This window comes from Cohaesibacter marisflavi (genome assembly GCF_900115225.1).
Classification (GTDB): Bacteria; Pseudomonadota; Alphaproteobacteria; order Rhizobiales; family Cohaesibacteraceae; genus Cohaesibacter; species Cohaesibacter marisflavi.
In genome coordinates, this window is record NZ_FOVR01000019.1 from 18,004 (window position 1) to 33,781 (window position 15,778).

Consider the following 15,778-nt stretch of genomic DNA (forward strand, 5'->3'; position numbering starts at 1 on the left):
AGTTTGACTAACTTCAAGCCCTGCGCTGGTCCGTATAAGCTTCTCTTTATTGTAAGTTGCATTCACCGACAGAAAGGTATTCCATGGACACCAAAAGGTTGAGCTATTTCATCAAGATTATTGACAAAGGCAGCCTGACCCGCGCGGCCGATGCTCTGAACATTGCTCAGCCCGCACTCAGTCAGCATTTGATCGGCCTTGAAGCGCATTTCAAACAACAGCTTGTTATCCGCAGTCGGCATGGGGTGACGCCAACCGAAGCCGGAAATGCCCTTTACCGGCATGCGCAAATCATCTTGAAGCAGATGGATTTCATGAGCGCAGACGTCTGCGCTGCGGCCAAGATTATTTCTGGTAGTGTTTCTGTCGGTCTGGCTCCCTACAGCACGACATCAACGCTTTCTTTGTCGCTGCTCAAAGAAGTGAAGCGCAAGTATCCCGAGATTACACTGCACATCAATGATAACTTTGGCAGCATATTCAGTGAATTGGTCATGAATGGGCGCATGGATCTTGCCCTCATCTACGATCCGGGCATGATGCGGGGCGTCAATTTTCAGCAGGTGGCCGTGGAAGAGCTGTTCCTGATTTCACGTCGTTCACTCCTGAATGCCAAAGACGGTGCAACGGAGATCTCGTTCAAGTCAATTGAGAATATCCCTCTCTTGCTGCCAAGTAAGATCCATCTGTTACGCGCACTCGTTGATAACGCCTTCGAGAAGGTGCAAGTAACGCCCAATATTGTTGCCGAAATCGAATCCATGGAAACGCTCGGCATGGCGATTTCCGAAGGCATGGGGTCAACCATCCTGCCCTGGTCAGCCGCCAGTCGCATGTCTGACTTCAAGCAACTGATCCTGTTGCCGCTCAAAGAGCCAAAAATCGAGGCTTCTATTTCGATCTGCGTGTCGGATTCCATTCCCCTATCCGAGCCCGCCATGGCCGTTCACGACATCTTGTTCAAACTGGTCCGCGAGTTGATTGCCTCCAATCAATGGCCGGGAGTACGCCCTCCCCAATAGCTTCTATAAGTCGAATTGATCACCCCATTTTCTATTAATGTTGGTCGTGAGGTGATGTTTGGACCTACCCTTTCCGCAAGATTTCTAAAAGGAAAGGACGTCCAAATGGTCCATGTGATTAAGAATATCAAACGCCCTGATGCCGCAGACATTGAGGCAATTTCTCAGTTCACTCCCGCAACTTTGCATGAAGCTCAGGGGCGTAAGGGTGCTTTATCCTCAAAGATCAAACCGATCTACAATGGCATGACTGTTTGCGGTCCGGCTATCACCATTAAATCCCACCCCGGCGACAACATGATGCTTCAGCTAGCGATCAGCATCGCGAAACCAGGGGATGTGTTGGTGTTCGCAACCGACGGCTCCAGTGAACAAGGCTGCTTCGGCGAGGTGCTGGGAACATGGTGTCAGGCTCGCGGTATCGCAGGCCTCGTAACGGACAGCGGTGTGCGCGACGGGCCAGCGCTCAACAACAACGGCTTTTCTGTTTTCAGCCCAGGACTGTGCATCAAAGGCACCGTCAAGGAAACCCTCGGCTATGTAAACCGTCCGGTATCGTTCGGCGGTGAAATCATCAACCCAGGTGACATCATCGTTGGTGACGACGACGGGCTCGTTGTTGTGCGTCCGGAAGATGCTAAGTGGGTGGCAAAGGAATCGCGCGAAAGAGATGACACCGAAGCCAAGTTGATGAAAGACCTCAAAGAGGGTGCAGATCTTCTAGAGGCAGTGGGAATGGATAAGAGAGCGCTCGGCAAAGGCTGCGAGTTCGAAAACTAATCCTCCCCGAAAAGGGCCATACAAGAAAGAAGACTGATGATTAATCTGGATCGACTGAAACGTCTGATTGATTTGGCGTCAGACCCGCGTGTCGCCGAGCTAGAGGTAAACCAGGATGATTTCCGCCTGAAAATCACCATGGACCGAACGGCAAATGCACCTGTCGAAAGCTCATCAAAATCGGCTTCAGCCGACCTTCAACATGACCCGGATTCCGAACGCTTTCCCCTCCATGCGCATTCGGACTCCGATATAGTCATTCAGTCTCCCTTGTATGGCCTTTTTCATGCAACGGCCTCTCCTGGCCAGCCTGCCTTTGTTGAGCTTTCAGCTCATGTCTCTAAAGGCGATACGCTTGGCATGGTTGAGTCGATGAAACTGCTCCATCCAATAGTCGCCCCTCATGACGGCACGATCACCCAGATTCTTGTTCAAGACGAAGCCGATATCGTTGCAAATCAACCTCTTTTCGCTCTGAGGCCGGAATGATGTTCAAGCGCATACTCATTGCAAACAGAGGTGAAATCGCGGTTCGCATCATCAAGGCCTGTCAATCGATGGGAATTTCCGCCGCTGTTGTGCACTCCACTGCAGATGCTGACGCGGACTATGTAAAGATGGCGGATGAAGCAATTTGCATTGGCCCGGCCTCGGCCGCGAAAAGCTATCTGAATATCCCTGCGTTGCTCTTCGCTGCAGAGAGCTGCAAAGCAGATGCCATCCATCCGGGATACGGTTTTCTATCGGAAAGCGCGGACTTTGCACGACAAGTGGAAGAGGCGGGATTTGTTTTCATCGGCCCCTCACCGCGCGCCATCAGCACGATGGGTGACAAGATCAAGGCAAAGCAATCCATGATCGAAGCCGGTATCCCGTGCATTCCGGGTTCTGAGGGCAGATTGCCGGAAGATCCGGGCCAAATTCGCTCCATGGCTGCAGAAATTGGTTATCCGGTCATGGTCAAGGCCGTGTCCGGAGGCGGAGGACGAGGCATGCGCGTTGTGGCCGATCCAAACGCTCTGGACGCAGCGATTACGGTGACCCGAGAAGAAGCACGTAGCGCGTTTGGCAATCCGGCCCTGTACATGGAGCGCTACCTGCAAAAGCCAAGGCATGTGGAGATTCAGGTGTTGTGCGATAGCCATGGCAACGCCTTCTGGGTCGGCGACAGGGACTGTTCCTTGCAGCGCAGGAACCAGAAGGTGATCGAAGAATCGCCCGCGGTGGATATCGCCCGCAGCCAGATCGCTGAGATAGGTAATCTGTGCGTCGCGGCCTGCGAGCGCATCGGCTACAGAGGCGTTGGAACATTCGAATTTCTTTATGAGGATGGCGGCTTTTTCTTTGTTGAAATGAACACGCGCCTTCAGGTCGAGCATCCCGTCACCGAGCTAACCTCGGGCCTTGACCTAGTTAAGGAGCAAATCCGTGTGGCGCAAGGCGAGACCCTGCGGCTCAAACAGAAAAAGGATCCAGTGCAAGGGCATGCCATCGAGTGCCGCTTGAACGCCGAGGATCCGGAAACATTTGCGCCCTGTCCGGGGACGATTTATCTATGGCAAATCCCGGATTACAACTGGCTGCGCATAGATACCCATATTCACACCGGCCACACCGTGCCTCCCTATTACGATTCCCTCATCGCAAAAGTCATCACCTATGGGGCTGACCGAGACCAGGCTCTTGCCCGGATGGAAATGGCCCTTGGCGAGATCACGATTGAAGGCGTGAAAACCAATCTTCCGCTTCTTTTGGCTCTGGTGAAAGATCCTGCGGTTCAAAGAGGCGCTGTGGACATTCACTTTATCCAGAACAGGTCAATTGAAACATGAACACACGCTTCTCTGCTTTCAGCAAGTTGAAAGACCAAGCCAACATCAGCCTCCTGGGCACCACCGCTATGCTGTTTGAGGCGCCAGGGGCCTTCGAGCTCCCCACTCAAAAGCGCATTTGGGCACTGGCCGACGAAGTTCAGGGCTGGGACAACATCAAGGAAGCCATTCCGGGCATGACAAACCTGATGCTCACCTTCAGGTCCCCATGCGAAGACCCCTCCGAACTCCGGAACCGCCTGATCGCAGCCTGGGAAAAAGCCACGGATTGGAAAATCGAAGGTAAGCTCATCGAGATCCCCGTCATCTATGGCGGAGAGCTTGGACCGCATCTTCATGACGCGGCCAAGTTGACCAATATGTCCGTCGATGAGCTAGTAGCCGTGCATGCAAACCGCGACTATTCAGTTTTTGCACTGGGCGCCCATCCGGGACTGGGTTATCTGGGCATCACAGACGAACGCATCTGGGTTCCCAGGCGCGAAGTGCCCGTGCTGAGCATTCCTGCCGGTTCCGTTTCTATAGGTGGCATGCAAACCGCTGTATCCGCATCTCCCGGTGCCAGTGGCTGGCATACTCTGGGGCACACAGATGTGGAATTTTTCTTCCCTCACAAGGAAAACCCTACCCTTCTATCCCCCGGTGACACCGTCCGTTTCAGAGTTGAAAGGATCATCCCATGATCAAAATTTCCTATACCATTGGATTGTCGACCATTCAGGATCTCGGGCGCGATGAAAACTACCGCCATGGTGTCAGTATTGGCGGCGCAATGGATCGTCTTGCCTTGCAAATGGGGAATGCGCTTCTGGGTAATGCCAAAACAGCTGCGGCGATCGAAGTAACCCTTTTTCCGATCAAGTTCGAGATCCTCTCGAGTGTCAACATCGCCGTTACCGGCGCAGATTGCGCCATTGAGCTGGACGGCAAACAAATCAACCCCAATTGGGCGTTTCATGCGGAAAAGGGGCAAACCCTTTCGCTGAGCAAACTAAATTCCGGCTCCTTCGCATATGTCCATCTGGCTGGCGGCATTGACGTTCCAGAGGTGCTCGGGTCTCGCAGCACTTACCTGCGCTGCGCCTTTGGCGGCCTCGACGGACGCATGCTGCAAAATGGTGACGTTATCAAGTCTTTGCCTGAAGCAGACCCCTTCCCGCCAATTGCTCCGGGTGGGTTCGGGGCCATCTCTCCGGCCCTTGCCCTGCCACAACCTTCGCATGCCTCTGTAGGCACAAATGACGCAATAACAATGCTGCGCTATCTTCCCGCCGCCGAGCATGACTATTTTGACAAGGCATCTCTGGACGCGCTTGTTACGGCACCGTGGCAAATCACACCGCAAAGCAGCAGAGCTGGCTACAGATTGGCAGGCCCCAACCTCGCGATGACCGACAAACTGGAAATGCGCTCGCACGGCATCGTGCCAGGCGTCATTCAGGTTCCTCCCGGAGGAGCGCCGATCATTCAGACAGCAGATTCCCAAACTTCTGGTGGGTATCCCAAAATCGGGACCGTCATTGATGCGGATATGTGGCGCCTTGCTCAAACTCGTATCGGCAATCAGATCTGCTTCCAAAAGACTTCCTATGAGGAAGCTCTCGCGGCCTATAGGGAAATGAACAAATTCATCGATAAGGTGCGTGCGCTCTCAAAAGCCTACCGGGACCTGTTGAAATGACAAAAACTGTCTCTGCTAAGGCCGTTTCCGAGGATGATGTCCAGAAGATAATTGCACTTGCAAAAGATGCGCATGTGCAGGAGTTGAGCCTTCACGAAGGAAGTATGCATGTTCGAGTCGTTCTCACTCGGGAGGCTGAAGCGAGCAGAAATGCACCACAAGGGTTTGCAGAGGTAAACAACCTAATGGAAGTCGTGGCCCCACTGGCAGCCCAGTTCCTACCGCATCACCCCTGCCACCCCAATTCTGGCGTCAGGGTTGGCCAGAGTGTGCGCAGGGGCGACCTCATTGGCTTTTTGCTCAGTGGGCCTTTACTCACGCCTCTCGTTTCTCCCTGTAATGGCGTAATTTCACAGCTTCTCGCCGAGCCAAACATGCGGGTCGGTTATGGAACGGCTTTGGTATCAATCGCGAAAAAGATATAGGCAGGCTTGCAGGCCACACAGGCCCTTGAGCCACCCCAATGCGTAAACATAAAGGATATTCCGATGAAGATCGATTTGAACTCGGACCTTGGAGAGGGGTTTGGCCCCTACAAGCTTGGAGATGACAAGGCTCTGCTCAAGATTGTCACCTCAGCCAACATCGCTTGTGGTTACCACGCTGGCGATGCTGTTATCATGGATCAGACGGTCCGGGCCGCAAAGGCAAATAAAGCCGATATCGGTGCTCATGTGGGCTTTCCGGATCGGTTGGGCTTTGGTCGTCACCCGATGCATATGGACCTTGCTGAGCTGGAGAAGCATGTCATTTATCAGTTGGGCGCACTCTATGGCATCGCCACCGCTGCAGGCCACAAGATGACGCACATGAATTTTCATGGTGCTCTTGGCAATATGGCGTTCGTAGACAAGGAACTGGCTGAAATGCTAGTCAATGCCGTCTATTCCTTCGATAAAAATCTTATCCTTCTTTGCCTAGCGAATACCGAATTCTCCAAAGTCGCAGAAAAGAAAGGCTTCAAAACAGCCAATGTGTTTCTCGCGGACCGCGCCTATGACGACAATGGGATACTCGTCAAACGGGGCTTGCCTGGTGCGGTGATCAAGGAACCTGAAGCGGTCACGGAGCGCGTAAGGCAGTTTCTCAACGATGGCTCCATTACCAGTATCAATGGCAAAAAGCTCTCAACGCCCATCCATACCATTCTTGTTCATGGCGACACCCCCGGATCCGTCACACTGGCGCGAAATATCCGCAATCTCATCGCTCACGAAGGCCATGAACTCACGCCGCTGTCTGAAATGCTGGCCTGACCTTAATCCTCTCGTGCGGGCGCTTAATAGCAACCGCACGGGTCTCCAAAAGAGAGCTTCAAGCAGAATTCTTAAGCGAGCGGCGGAACATCAATTCCGGCCTTAGACGAAGATGCTCCGACAGGTCTTGCGTTCCCTGCTCTGCATCATTGCCATTGCGTAGGCGCAAGATAAGCTCGGCAGTCTTTTTACCAACCATGGCAGCATCAACCCCGACCGTACTAATGGGGGGGTGCGTGAAGCGAGAAATCTCAAAATTGCCAAAGCCGCAAAGGCCTATATCGTCGGGTACAGCGATGCCCCTTTCTTGCAGCAGGCTGAGCGCGCCAAAAGCTGCTGGGTCTGAAACACAAAAAATACAATCAATCTCAGGATACTGTTCCAGCAAAACTTCCGTGGCCCGCTTGGCGCCGTCCATACTGATTGGCATGATATCATGTTGAACAACTCGATTGTCATCCAGCCCGGCCTTTTTCATCGCCGCCTGAAAGCCTCTTCGACGGGCTCCCGCACGGGTTCCAGCATCCATGGCCTCGCCCAGAAAGCCAATCTTCCTGTAGCCTCTTTGCACAAGCGCTTCAGTCATGTCGTAGGCAGCTTTGAAATTCGAAAAGCCTACGGTGTGCTGGATGGGATTTTCAGGATCTTCCCACAACTCGATCACCGGAACAGCCACCGTCTTGAGGAGCTCCATCGCTTGATCTGTATGCCCGTCATAGCAGATGACGAGAGCCTCGGGACGGCGTCTCATCATCATTTCAATCAGGGTCTCTTCCTTGCTGGAAAGATAGTCCGTATGCCCTATCAGCAACTGCAGATCTTCCTTACCCAACTCGTCAGTCAAGGCATGAACCATTTCTGCCAAATGCTGGTTATTCAGGGAGGGAAGCAGAAGGGCAATGAAACCAGATCGCTGCGAAGACAAACTCCCCGCAGTCATGTCCGGCACATAGCCAAGCTCCTTAACAGCCTTGAGAATCTTTTTACGCGTTTTCTCGCTGACACGGCCATCTTTTTGCAAAGCACGTGACACAGTCATGGTGGAGCAACCGGCAGCAGCGGCCACATCCCGCATCGTCACTTTTGAAATCGGGGTGAGTTGCTTCATTCAGGTGCTCGTTCTTTTCATGAGGTCGCGTTTCAATTGGTCGTTTGGAGATATCAATATTCTTCAGGACAGTTTCTAATCAAGTAATTTTAGGGTAGCTGCGCGAAATAGCATGGCGCCGCCTCGGTGAAGGCCGCGCCGTGTCACCTTTCTTTATATTACAGTTTGCAACTTTCCGAGCAAGACGAAGACTATTTCCATTCTGTATGGAATATCCCGTCACAGTCAGTTCGGCGATAGGTGTGAGCACCAAAACAATCGCGCAACCCCTGCAGCAGGTTGGCAGATGAGCGTTCTGTGCGATAGCCGTCATAATAGGTCAACGCAGCGGACATGACCGGAGTGGCTACGGCATGTTCAGCGCAGAGCCGAGCGTTTTTGCGCCAGTCTTCCTGATAGTCTGCGAGCAGCCCAACAAAGAAATCGGAAAGAAGCAGGTTAATCAGATCCGGCTCGGCGTCGAAGGTCGTAACAATCGTATCAAGCAACTTGGATCGCACAATGCAACCACTGCGCCAGACCTTGGCAACTTCGGACAACCGAACGCCCCATTCTTCCTGTTCTGTCGCTTCCCGTATCAGGGCAAACCCTTGGGCATAGGCCACAATAACAGAAGCAAAGACGGCATCACGCAAGGCCTTGAGAGACATGCTGTCTACAACTGCCGTTTTGCTATCGGGTCCAGGCAGGATTTTTGACGCCTTGACGCGCTGATTTTTTTGAGAGGCCATGGTCCGTGCAAAGACCGCTTCACTGATCGTTGTTGACGGCATTCCATATTTGAGCGCAGCCTCAACGCTCCAACGCCCTGTGCCCTTTTGCTCGGCAACATCCAGAATTGCTTCAACCAGACTGCCGCTCTTATTCAAATCATCTGGCTGGCTCAAAACCGTACTGGCGATTTCCATCAGGTAAGAGCCAAACGGGCCTTCATTCCAATCGGCAAAGACTCTGCTGCACCATGTGGTATCCAAATGATATACATCGCGCATCACCATATAGGCCTCTGCCACAATTTGCATGATGGCATATTCGATACCATTGTGCACCATTTTGACAAAATGCCCGGCACCGCCCAATCCCACATGCGCGCAACAGGGGACCCCGTCATAGCTGGCTGCAATACTTTCAAAAACCGGCTTCATGAGGGCATAAGCCGCGGGGTCGCCACCAGCCATCATAGACGGGCCATGGCGCGCCCCTTCGTAGCCGCCCGACACTCCAAGACCGATATAGAGCGCTCCCATTTTCTGGAGCTCTTCCTGCCTGCGGATCGTATCTTCATAGTGGGAGTTGCCCCCGTCTACGACAACGTCTCCACTGACTAAAGTCGACTTCAACTTCCCGATCAGTTCGTCAACCGGCTCACCCGCTTTGACCATCAACAAAATCACTCTTGGGGAAGGTAGAGCGCTCAAAAAGGTGTCCAGAGAATCTGCGACCATAATCCGCGACGACAGCTCGGCTTCAGCTTCTTTCTTCAGTGAAGTGCCGAAAGCCGCACGGGCCTCTTCCCAAGGATCGAAGACCGTAACCCCAAACCCCTTTTCCGCGATATTCAACGCCAGGTTCTGCCCCATAACGCCCAACCCTATGATGCCAATTTTCCGTTGTTCCATGGAACTTCTCCATATTGCTGCCCTTTAAGACAGATTAGCGTTTTTGAATGTTATCGATACCATAATATTGTGAAAATATTTGGTGGCATAAGCGATTTTTATGCCACCCAGGCGCTAGAACTGAAGCTGCACCTTCATCGCTTTCTTGCGATCAGAAGCAAGCTCGAATGCTTCCGCAACATCTTCCAGGGGGAAGGACCGTGTAAGCAATGGAGATAGGTCAACACGGCCGGATCCAATCAATTCGACAGCCCAAGCGAAGTCCTCAAAAAATCGGAATGAGCCGCACAATTCGACTTCTTTGGTGACGATTGCGTTTTGTGGAATAGTGATGTCGCCGCCAAGCGCAAGCTGCACGATACGCCCTTTAGGGCGTACAACATCCAGCGCAGAGAGGATTGCCATCTGGCTACCCGAGCACTCGACCACGGCGTCAAAGTAACCCTTATTCTCCCCATAAGCAGCCAGAGGATTTCCGCCGCGCCCGACATTGACAACCTTATCTGCGCCAAGCTCAACGACACGTTCTAGAGCCTCATCAACGATGTCGGTAGCAACAACTTCTAGCGCTCCGTGAAGCTTTGAGGCAACTACAACAAGTGCCCCAATCGGGCCTGCCCCCGTTACCAAGACACGCTTTCCGATGAGAGGCCCCAATCTTCCAACCGCATGTAATGCAACGGAGAATGGCTCTGAAAACGCTGCGGATGATGCCTTGGTTCCAGAAGCAAACGCAAAGCACTGACTGCCCTTAGCAACCAGTTTTTGACTGAAGGCTCCATGCACATGAGGCACGCGCATGGCACTACCATAAAAACGCATGTCGAGGCAGTGGTTATACATAGCCTTCTTGCAATATTCGCATTCACCGCAAGGCACGCTTGGGTTAACCGCAACCAGATCGCCAACTGCCACATTGGATACGCCCTCACCCACTTCCAGGATGCGACCAGACACCTCATGCCCCAACACCATTGGATGCTGGATTTTGACCGCTCCAAAACCGCCGTCGTGATAATAATGCAAATCAGAGCCACAGATCCCGCCAGCCTCAACATCGATCAGGACATCTCCCGCTCCTAAGCTCGGCAGCTCGGTTTCCTCGACCCGAAGATCTAGTGGCCCATGACAAACAATCGACTTCATTTCCGTTCTCCCACGTTTCAAGAATTCACCTAGATCACATCACTTTAGACTTGACATCACCCTTTTGCTGAAGAATGTTATCGATAACACTTAATTCGTCAAGATAATTCTTGAAGTTTCAAACGAGGAAAGGAAACGGCCGTGAAAATTGACAGTCTTTTTGGACTAAAAGGCAAACGCGCCCTTGTTACCGGATCCGGTCAAGGCATTGGTTTTGAATTGGCAAAGGGATTGGCTGAAGCCGGAGCAGAAGTAATCATCAACGATATCGATCCTGACCGGGTGGAAAATGCAGCCAGCAAGCTCGCCTTCATCGGAGCTACCGTCCACAAACTGCCTTTTGACGTGACAAACCCGGAGACCGTTGCCAGCAAGATCGACGCCTTCGAAAAGGAAGCCGGTTCCATTGATATTCTGGTCAATAACGCTGGCATGCAATACCGCGCGCCGCTGGAAGAATTCCCTGCCGACAAATTCGATTTCCTGATGAAACTGAATGTCAATTCTGTCTTTTACGTCAGCAAGGCAGTTGCCCAGCACATGATCAAGCGCGGCAAGGGCAAAATTATCAATATCTGCTCGGTACAAACCGCATTGGCACGCCCATCCATTGCCCCTTACACCGGCTCAAAAGGCGCAGTCGCCAACCTGACTAAGGGTATGGCTACAGACTGGGCGCGTCACGGCTTGCAGATCAACGGCTTGGCTCCTGGCTATTTTAAAACCGAACTCACGTCAGCTCTTGTCGCCGATGAGGACTTCACCAACTGGCTGAGCAACCGCACACCGGCTGGCCGCTGGGGTGATGTTTCCGAGCTGGTTGGCGCCTGCATTTTCCTGAGCTCTGAGGGCTCTTCCTTCGTAAACGGACATATTCTCTATGTTGACGGCGGCATCACAGTCTCAGTCTAGTTCTCTGCCGGTGATCATCGTCATGGGCGTATGTGGATGCGGCAAGTCATCGGTCGGCGAAGCGCTGGCAGAGAAACATGGTTTGCCATTCCTGGATGCGGACGACTATCATCCAAAGGCCAATGTCGACAAAATGTCGAAGAGCGTTGCCTTGCAGGACGAGGATCGATGGCCCTGGTTTGAAATTCTCTCCAAGGCGATCAATGAAAAATCAACGGACACAGGTAGCAGCGTTTGCGGCTGCTCTGCTTTAAAACGCAGCTATCGTCGCTATTTGTCAGAGCACATTGATCGTCCGGTGCTCTACGTTCACTTGCATGGCAGCAAGGAGTTGTTGTTTGAACGCTTGTCTGCCCGCAAGGATCATTACATGCCACCAAGTCTCCTCGAGAGCCAGTTGGCCATCTTGGAACAGCCCCAGAGCGATGAAAACGCCATTGTCGTTTCAATCGATCAAAGCATTGCAAACATCGTATCTCAAATTGAGACCTACTTGACAACTCGCTCTTAGGCACCATTTTAACTAGACGAGAAAATAGATCGCCCCGGCTAAAGCCGGGGCCTTAAGGCTTGCCCCCGCTATCGCGTCTGCTGACAATTCTCTTCGGTGTTATCCTGAAAACTGCTGACCTTGGCACTCCACATAGTGGCGTACCGTTTCTTCGTCCGACCCTTCTCGGCTCACGAAATAGCTCGATAACCAGACAAGATTTTTTCTTCCAATAGACGTTCGAAAACCACGGAAAGGATTTGCGCATAAGAGGTGACAAACTGCTCGACGTCATTCTGTGCAGTAGCGTCTGTATGTTCCCATCAACGCCTATGAGTCCAAATAGAATGATTTGCCAAGAGAGATTTTGTCTCATCGAAACCCCATAGGAGTGGGCATGAGACAGATATCAGACAAAGAGCGCAGCTCATCTGAGAAGATAGTTACAGACATCAAGCGTGCGCCCCGCAAGCAATATTCTGCATTCTGGAGAAGAAAAGATTTGGCACCGGATCCCTAGCGTTATCCAGAGCAAGGTCATCCAACTAGCAGTTGACGAGCCGGAACTGTCGCCTCGAGAATTGGCAGTGATGTTCACCGATTCAGTGCGATATTTCGTCTCGAAAGCCTCGGATTCCCGCATTCTCAAGGCCCACGACATGATCACCAGCCCAGCCTACACAGTAGTCAAGGCTACCAATGAGTCCAAGGACTGTCCATCTTCAAATGCTATGAGACAAACGAGAATTTCAACCATAGAACTCTCGGTATAACGGCCCGTGGTTAAAAGCGGGCCGATAAACACTCTATAGCAATGAGATTCTTATATGTGAGGATTAGATCAAGCGCCTTTGATTTACGCCTAGCCTCCCTCATTCACGACATTTTCCAACTGTGCACCTGTTGCCAGACGGTTGATATTTTCCGCCATCGCTTGACGTCGGCGGTCGATCGTCCCTTGCGTCCAGCCAGACATGTGAGGTGTCATCACCAGATTTGTCAGTTCGTTGAAAGCATATCGGGATGGTTGAGGGCTGTCGTTGTCGGCAGAAGGATAGACATACCAGGTATCAATCGCGGCATTGGCGATTTTTCCTCTCTTTAGGGCTTCGTAGAGCGCCTTCTCATCGACAACGGGACCTCTGCCCACATTACAAAAGAAGGCCGTAGACTTCATAGCTTCAAAGGCTTCCTTATTGAGCAACCCGGAAGTTTGATCTGTAAGCGGTAAAGCAGAAACGACAAAATCCACATCAGACAAAAAGCCCAGTAAGTCATCAATTGGAAAATAATGATCAACCAGATCTCCGCAGGGAACGGGGCTTCTATTGCACACATAGATTTTCATCCCGAATACCTTGGCGCATTTGGCAATGGTTTGCGAGATATGGCCATACCCAACCAAGCCGATGACAGACCCGGAAATTTCGCCGTGCAAGCTTCGTCCGGATTGATAGGCCCAGTCACCCTGACGCAAACGCGCATTGGCATCAATGATGGGAATGCGCGTATTCAGGATTGTTGCCATGACATATTCCGATATCGGCTGGTCATGACCGTAGCAATTGCAAACCGTCGCTCCTTTTGGCAGGCAAGAGGGATCAACCCCATCAGATCCCGCACCAGCAACCTGAAATAGCCGAAGCTTTTTTGGGAACGGCAATTCAGCGCTGTTTGCCGTTCCGATTATGACGTCGGCATCCTCATATGAAGACTGCATTTCAGCATCAGACAAAACATCGGGAAGAATTGTGATGGAATGCTTGTTATCCAGAAGATCCTCAAACCCATCGTGAAAAGTCGATGCATTGCGCCCGTGGAATACGATGCTCAGTTTTGCCATAATGAAATCCTCACTCAAGAACTGACAAATCGATTAAAGGGAAAGCGGCTGGATGTTAATATCCAGCAAGGTTGGATCGATCTTTCGAGCCATAGTGTCAAACATACCTTCTGCAAGATTGATCAAATCTGTTAAATGGCCAACCGCGTCTTCCTGATGCCCCCTTGCGATCGCGTCAAGCATCACTGCGTGGCGTTCAATTGAGCTGACAAATGCCTCACCGTCAGAATCCAGATGCGCAAGATAGATGTAACCTGTGCGTCGAAAAATACTGTGCAGAGGACGGAGCGTCCGCAAAATCAAAGGCTCGTCTGCTGCATCCAGCACGAGCATGTCCAGCATGCGGTCAAGCTCGTTGAATGCATGAATGTTGCGACCATCCAATTCGTTTTTCAGTGCTTGCACTAGTTGGAACATACGGCTTCGGTGCGTCGAATTTGCTCGCTCCGCGGCCAATCTGACCGCGTGTTTTTCAACATCAGCTCGCAATTTTAGAAGACGACGTTCCCGATCAAGCTGTATTGGAGCAACTTGCAATCCGCGCCTTGATTGAACGAGTACCAAAGTGTCATCGGCCAGACGGCGAACAGCATCCAGAACAGGGGTTCGGCCCAACTCAATATCCTGTTGCAAAGCGGAAACCGTCGTAAATTCTCCGGGACGGATTTTCAGATGAACAATGACCTCTTCTATCCGATCATAAGCAATGTCGCTTAGATTTCGCCCCTGTGTCGATTGCTCTGTCGATACCTGTCTACCTGAAATTCCCATGGATTCCGTCATGCTGACCCGCCTCCGTTTTCGCAGCTTGCCTGTGTTATGTGAAAATTGGCTGCGCCTTCATCAATAGCAATATTTTCCTCTGGTACGCCACAATATTATGTGATATATCACAAAATATCAATGCAAAAATGAGGCAAAATTCTTGCTTTATTGTCGAAGAACCAAGGAGGAGAAAATGGTTTCACGGAGAGATGCATTCAAGCTTGTTGGAGGGGTAGCAGCTGCGTCCACGCTCGTAGGCCTGAGCAGCAATGCCAATGCAGGCGACAAAAAATATCGTTTTCGCGCACAAACACACATGAGCGAAAGCTCCCCACAAGGCAAGATGTATGGAGACTGGGCAGAGCTTTGCGAAACCTTGTCCGAAGGACGCCTTAAAATCGATTTGCACTTTTCTTCAGCCATCGTAAAGGACTTCGAAACATTTGGTGCGGCGTCTTCGGGTATTCTTGACATTGACATGACCGGAGCCAGCTATCAGACTGGCAAGGAGCCTGCATTTCAGTTCATTGGCGACGTCATGGGGGGATATGAAAACCCGATGCAGCTGCATGCATGGCTGAATTATGGCGGCGGGCGAGAAGTCGTCGATGAGATCTATGCCGATCACGGCATGTATCTCATCGGCCTTTTCTGCCCTGGTGTTGAATCACTCAGCTCCACCAAGCCGCTGGATGGGATCGCATCCCTCAAGGATTGGAAATTCCGCTCGCCTCCGGGGATGGAGTCAGAGATTTTTGCCAAACTCGGCGCGGCTCCGGTTGTCATGCCATTTGGCGAGGTCTTCACGGCTATGACCACAGGCGTGGTCGATGGATGTGACGCTGGCACCGTTACGCTCAACAAGAATCTCGGTGTCTATGACGTTGCCACCAACTTCACCTATCCTGGCTTCCATTCCATGCCTGCCGACCATGTCGCCATCAATCTGAAGAAATGGAATGCTCTTCCTGATGATCTCAAAGAGGTCATGCAGGTCGTTCAGACCGCGATTGCCTCCAAGCTCTATCAAGAGATCGATACGGAAGATCACAAGATCGTAACGGAACTCGAAGCCAAAGGCATCAAGGCATCCAACTGGAGCAAGGAAGATCGCATGAAATTCCGCGAAACAGCTCAGGAAGTCTGGAAAGATTGGTCAAAACGCAGCGAACTCTGCAAAAAGATTTATGATAGCCATATCAGCTTCATGACGAACCTTGGTCTTCTGACCTGATATCTCCCTGCATTCGCAACGATCCCGGCGGTTCTCAAAGATCGCCGGGATCTCTCCGATTGTCACCACTGGTTAGCCACTCGGCTTTCC

General features: G+C 51.8%; 16 protein-coding genes. 11 read left to right on the top strand and 5 right to left on the bottom strand.

All coding sequences use genetic code 11. The features are described 5' to 3' along the window. The first annotated feature begins 83 nt into the window (after nucleotides 1-83). From nac to BM258_RS22325, 8 genes are all read left to right on the top strand, one after another. Nucleotides 84-1,022, top strand: a complete 939-nt coding sequence (gene nac / locus BM258_RS22290; protein WP_090075457.1) for a nitrogen assimilation transcriptional regulator NAC — start codon at nucleotides 84-86, stop codon at nucleotides 1,020-1,022. Nucleotides 1,023-1,127: 105 nt separating this feature from the next. Next, nucleotides 1,128-1,802, top strand: a complete 675-nt coding sequence (locus BM258_RS22295; protein WP_090075458.1) for a 4-carboxy-4-hydroxy-2-oxoadipate aldolase/oxaloacetate decarboxylase — start codon at nucleotides 1,128-1,130, stop codon at nucleotides 1,800-1,802. A 36-nt stretch (nucleotides 1,803-1,838) separates the two neighbouring features. After that, a complete protein-coding gene (locus tag BM258_RS22300; RefSeq protein ID WP_090075459.1) occupies nucleotides 1,839-2,291 on the top strand; it encodes an acetyl-CoA carboxylase biotin carboxyl carrier protein in 453 nt (150 codons plus the stop codon). Continuing rightward, nucleotides 2,291-3,634 carry an acetyl-CoA carboxylase biotin carboxylase subunit gene (gene accC, locus BM258_RS22305; RefSeq protein ID WP_090075460.1) on the top strand — a complete coding sequence of 448 codons (1,344 nt, stop codon included), beginning with the start codon at nucleotides 2,291-2,293 and terminating at the stop codon, nucleotides 3,632-3,634. Before BM258_RS22300 ends, accC begins: the two co-directional genes overlap by 1 nt. Beyond that, nucleotides 3,631-4,317, top strand: coding sequence for a 5-oxoprolinase subunit PxpB (pxpB, locus tag BM258_RS22310; protein ID WP_090075461.1), 687 nt, complete (start codon nucleotides 3,631-3,633; stop codon nucleotides 4,315-4,317). Before accC ends, pxpB begins: the two co-directional genes overlap by 4 nt. Further along, nucleotides 4,314-5,315 carry a 5-oxoprolinase subunit C family protein gene (locus BM258_RS22315; RefSeq protein WP_090075462.1) on the top strand — a complete coding sequence of 334 codons (1,002 nt, stop codon included), beginning with the start codon at nucleotides 4,314-4,316 and terminating at the stop codon, nucleotides 5,313-5,315. Before pxpB ends, BM258_RS22315 begins: the two co-directional genes overlap by 4 nt. After that, nucleotides 5,312-5,740: a hypothetical protein gene (locus tag BM258_RS22320; protein ID WP_090075463.1), complete on the top strand. Its 429-nt coding sequence runs from the start codon at nucleotides 5,312-5,314 to the stop codon at nucleotides 5,738-5,740. Before BM258_RS22315 ends, BM258_RS22320 begins: the two co-directional genes overlap by 4 nt. 63 nt (nucleotides 5,741-5,803) lie before the next feature. Beyond that, nucleotides 5,804-6,571, top strand: a complete 768-nt coding sequence (locus BM258_RS22325; protein ID WP_090075464.1) for a LamB/YcsF family protein — start codon at nucleotides 5,804-5,806, stop codon at nucleotides 6,569-6,571. A gap of 58 nt (nucleotides 6,572-6,629) precedes the next feature. Here BM258_RS22325 and BM258_RS22330 read toward each other — a convergent pair whose 3' ends face one another. The 3 genes from BM258_RS22330 to BM258_RS22340 all read right to left on the bottom strand — a co-directional run bounded on the left by BM258_RS22330 (nucleotide 6,630) and on the right by BM258_RS22340 (nucleotide 10,444). Beyond that, the gene (locus BM258_RS22330) at nucleotides 6,630-7,679 is read right to left on the bottom strand and encodes a LacI family DNA-binding transcriptional regulator (protein WP_210186853.1); all 1,050 of its coding nucleotides are present in this window, start codon (nucleotides 7,677-7,679) and stop codon (nucleotides 6,630-6,632) included. 191 nt (nucleotides 7,680-7,870) lie between these two features. Next, entirely contained in the window at nucleotides 7,871-9,298 is a 1,428-nt protein-coding gene (gene gndA / locus BM258_RS22335) for an NADP-dependent phosphogluconate dehydrogenase (protein WP_090075465.1), read from the bottom strand. Nucleotides 9,299-9,412: 114 nt separating this feature from the next. Further along, on the bottom strand, nucleotides 9,413-10,444 hold the full coding sequence (locus tag BM258_RS22340) for an L-idonate 5-dehydrogenase (RefSeq protein WP_090075466.1): 1,032 nt from the start codon (nucleotides 10,442-10,444) through the stop codon (nucleotides 9,413-9,415). A gap of 147 nt (nucleotides 10,445-10,591) precedes the next feature. On the opposite strand from BM258_RS22340, the gene BM258_RS22345 reads away from it, so the two are divergent. Together BM258_RS22345 and BM258_RS22350 are read left to right on the top strand one after the other, a co-directional pair. Next, the gene (locus BM258_RS22345; protein WP_090075482.1) at nucleotides 10,592-11,356 is read left to right on the top strand and encodes an SDR family oxidoreductase; all 765 of its coding nucleotides are present in this window, start codon (nucleotides 10,592-10,594) and stop codon (nucleotides 11,354-11,356) included. Then, the gene (locus BM258_RS22350; protein WP_210186854.1) at nucleotides 11,325-11,867 is read left to right on the top strand and encodes a gluconokinase; all 543 of its coding nucleotides are present in this window, start codon (nucleotides 11,325-11,327) and stop codon (nucleotides 11,865-11,867) included. The genes BM258_RS22345 and BM258_RS22350 overlap by 32 nt, the downstream gene beginning before the upstream one ends. Before the next feature lie 841 nt (nucleotides 11,868-12,708). Here the strand turns inward: BM258_RS22350 and BM258_RS22355 are convergent. Continuing rightward, nucleotides 12,709-13,689 carry a 2-hydroxyacid dehydrogenase gene (locus tag BM258_RS22355; protein WP_090075467.1) on the bottom strand — a complete coding sequence of 327 codons (981 nt, stop codon included), beginning with the start codon at nucleotides 13,687-13,689 and terminating at the stop codon, nucleotides 12,709-12,711. Between the two features lie 33 nt (nucleotides 13,690-13,722). Next, the gene (locus BM258_RS22360) at nucleotides 13,723-14,472 is read right to left on the bottom strand and encodes a GntR family transcriptional regulator (protein ID WP_090075468.1); all 750 of its coding nucleotides are present in this window, start codon (nucleotides 14,470-14,472) and stop codon (nucleotides 13,723-13,725) included. A gap of 175 nt (nucleotides 14,473-14,647) precedes the next feature. On the opposite strand from BM258_RS22360, the gene BM258_RS22365 reads away from it, so the two are divergent. Continuing rightward, complete coding sequence (locus BM258_RS22365) at nucleotides 14,648-15,688, top strand: TRAP transporter substrate-binding protein (RefSeq protein ID WP_090075469.1); 1,041 nt, start codon at nucleotides 14,648-14,650, stop codon at nucleotides 15,686-15,688. Nucleotides 15,689-15,778: the final 90 nt, after the last annotated feature.

Excerpts from the sequence above, each read along its gene's own strand:
- nac (WP_090075457.1), top strand. The coding sequence starts at position 84 with ATGGACACCAAAAGGTTGAGCTATTTCATCAAGATTATTGACAAAGGC.
- BM258_RS22295 (WP_090075458.1), top strand. The coding sequence starts at position 1,128 with ATGGTCCATGTGATTAAGAATATCAAACGCCCTGATGCCGCAGACATT.
- BM258_RS22300 (WP_090075459.1), top strand. The coding sequence starts at position 1,839 with ATGATTAATCTGGATCGACTGAAACGTCTGATTGATTTGGCGTCAGAC.
- accC (WP_090075460.1), top strand. The coding sequence starts at position 2,291 with ATGTTCAAGCGCATACTCATTGCAAACAGAGGTGAAATCGCGGTTCGC.
- pxpB (WP_090075461.1), top strand. The coding sequence starts at position 3,631 with ATGAACACACGCTTCTCTGCTTTCAGCAAGTTGAAAGACCAAGCCAAC.
- BM258_RS22315 (WP_090075462.1), top strand. The coding sequence starts at position 4,314 with ATGATCAAAATTTCCTATACCATTGGATTGTCGACCATTCAGGATCTC.
- BM258_RS22320 (WP_090075463.1), top strand. The coding sequence starts at position 5,312 with ATGACAAAAACTGTCTCTGCTAAGGCCGTTTCCGAGGATGATGTCCAG.
- BM258_RS22325 (WP_090075464.1), top strand. The coding sequence starts at position 5,804 with ATGAAGATCGATTTGAACTCGGACCTTGGAGAGGGGTTTGGCCCCTAC.
- BM258_RS22330 (WP_210186853.1), bottom strand. The coding sequence starts at position 7,679 with ATGAAGCAACTCACCCCGATTTCAAAAGTGACGATGCGGGATGTGGCC.
- gndA (WP_090075465.1), bottom strand. The coding sequence starts at position 9,298 with ATGGAACAACGGAAAATTGGCATCATAGGGTTGGGCGTTATGGGGCAG.
- BM258_RS22340 (WP_090075466.1), bottom strand. The coding sequence starts at position 10,444 with ATGAAGTCGATTGTTTGTCATGGGCCACTAGATCTTCGGGTCGAGGAA.
- BM258_RS22350 (WP_210186854.1), top strand. The coding sequence starts at position 11,325 with ATGTTGACGGCGGCATCACAGTCTCAGTCTAGTTCTCTGCCGGTGATC.
- BM258_RS22355 (WP_090075467.1), bottom strand. The coding sequence starts at position 13,689 with ATGGCAAAACTGAGCATCGTATTCCACGGGCGCAATGCATCGACTTTT.
- BM258_RS22360 (WP_090075468.1), bottom strand. The coding sequence starts at position 14,472 with ATGACGGAATCCATGGGAATTTCAGGTAGACAGGTATCGACAGAGCAA.
- BM258_RS22365 (WP_090075469.1), top strand. The coding sequence starts at position 14,648 with ATGGTTTCACGGAGAGATGCATTCAAGCTTGTTGGAGGGGTAGCAGCT.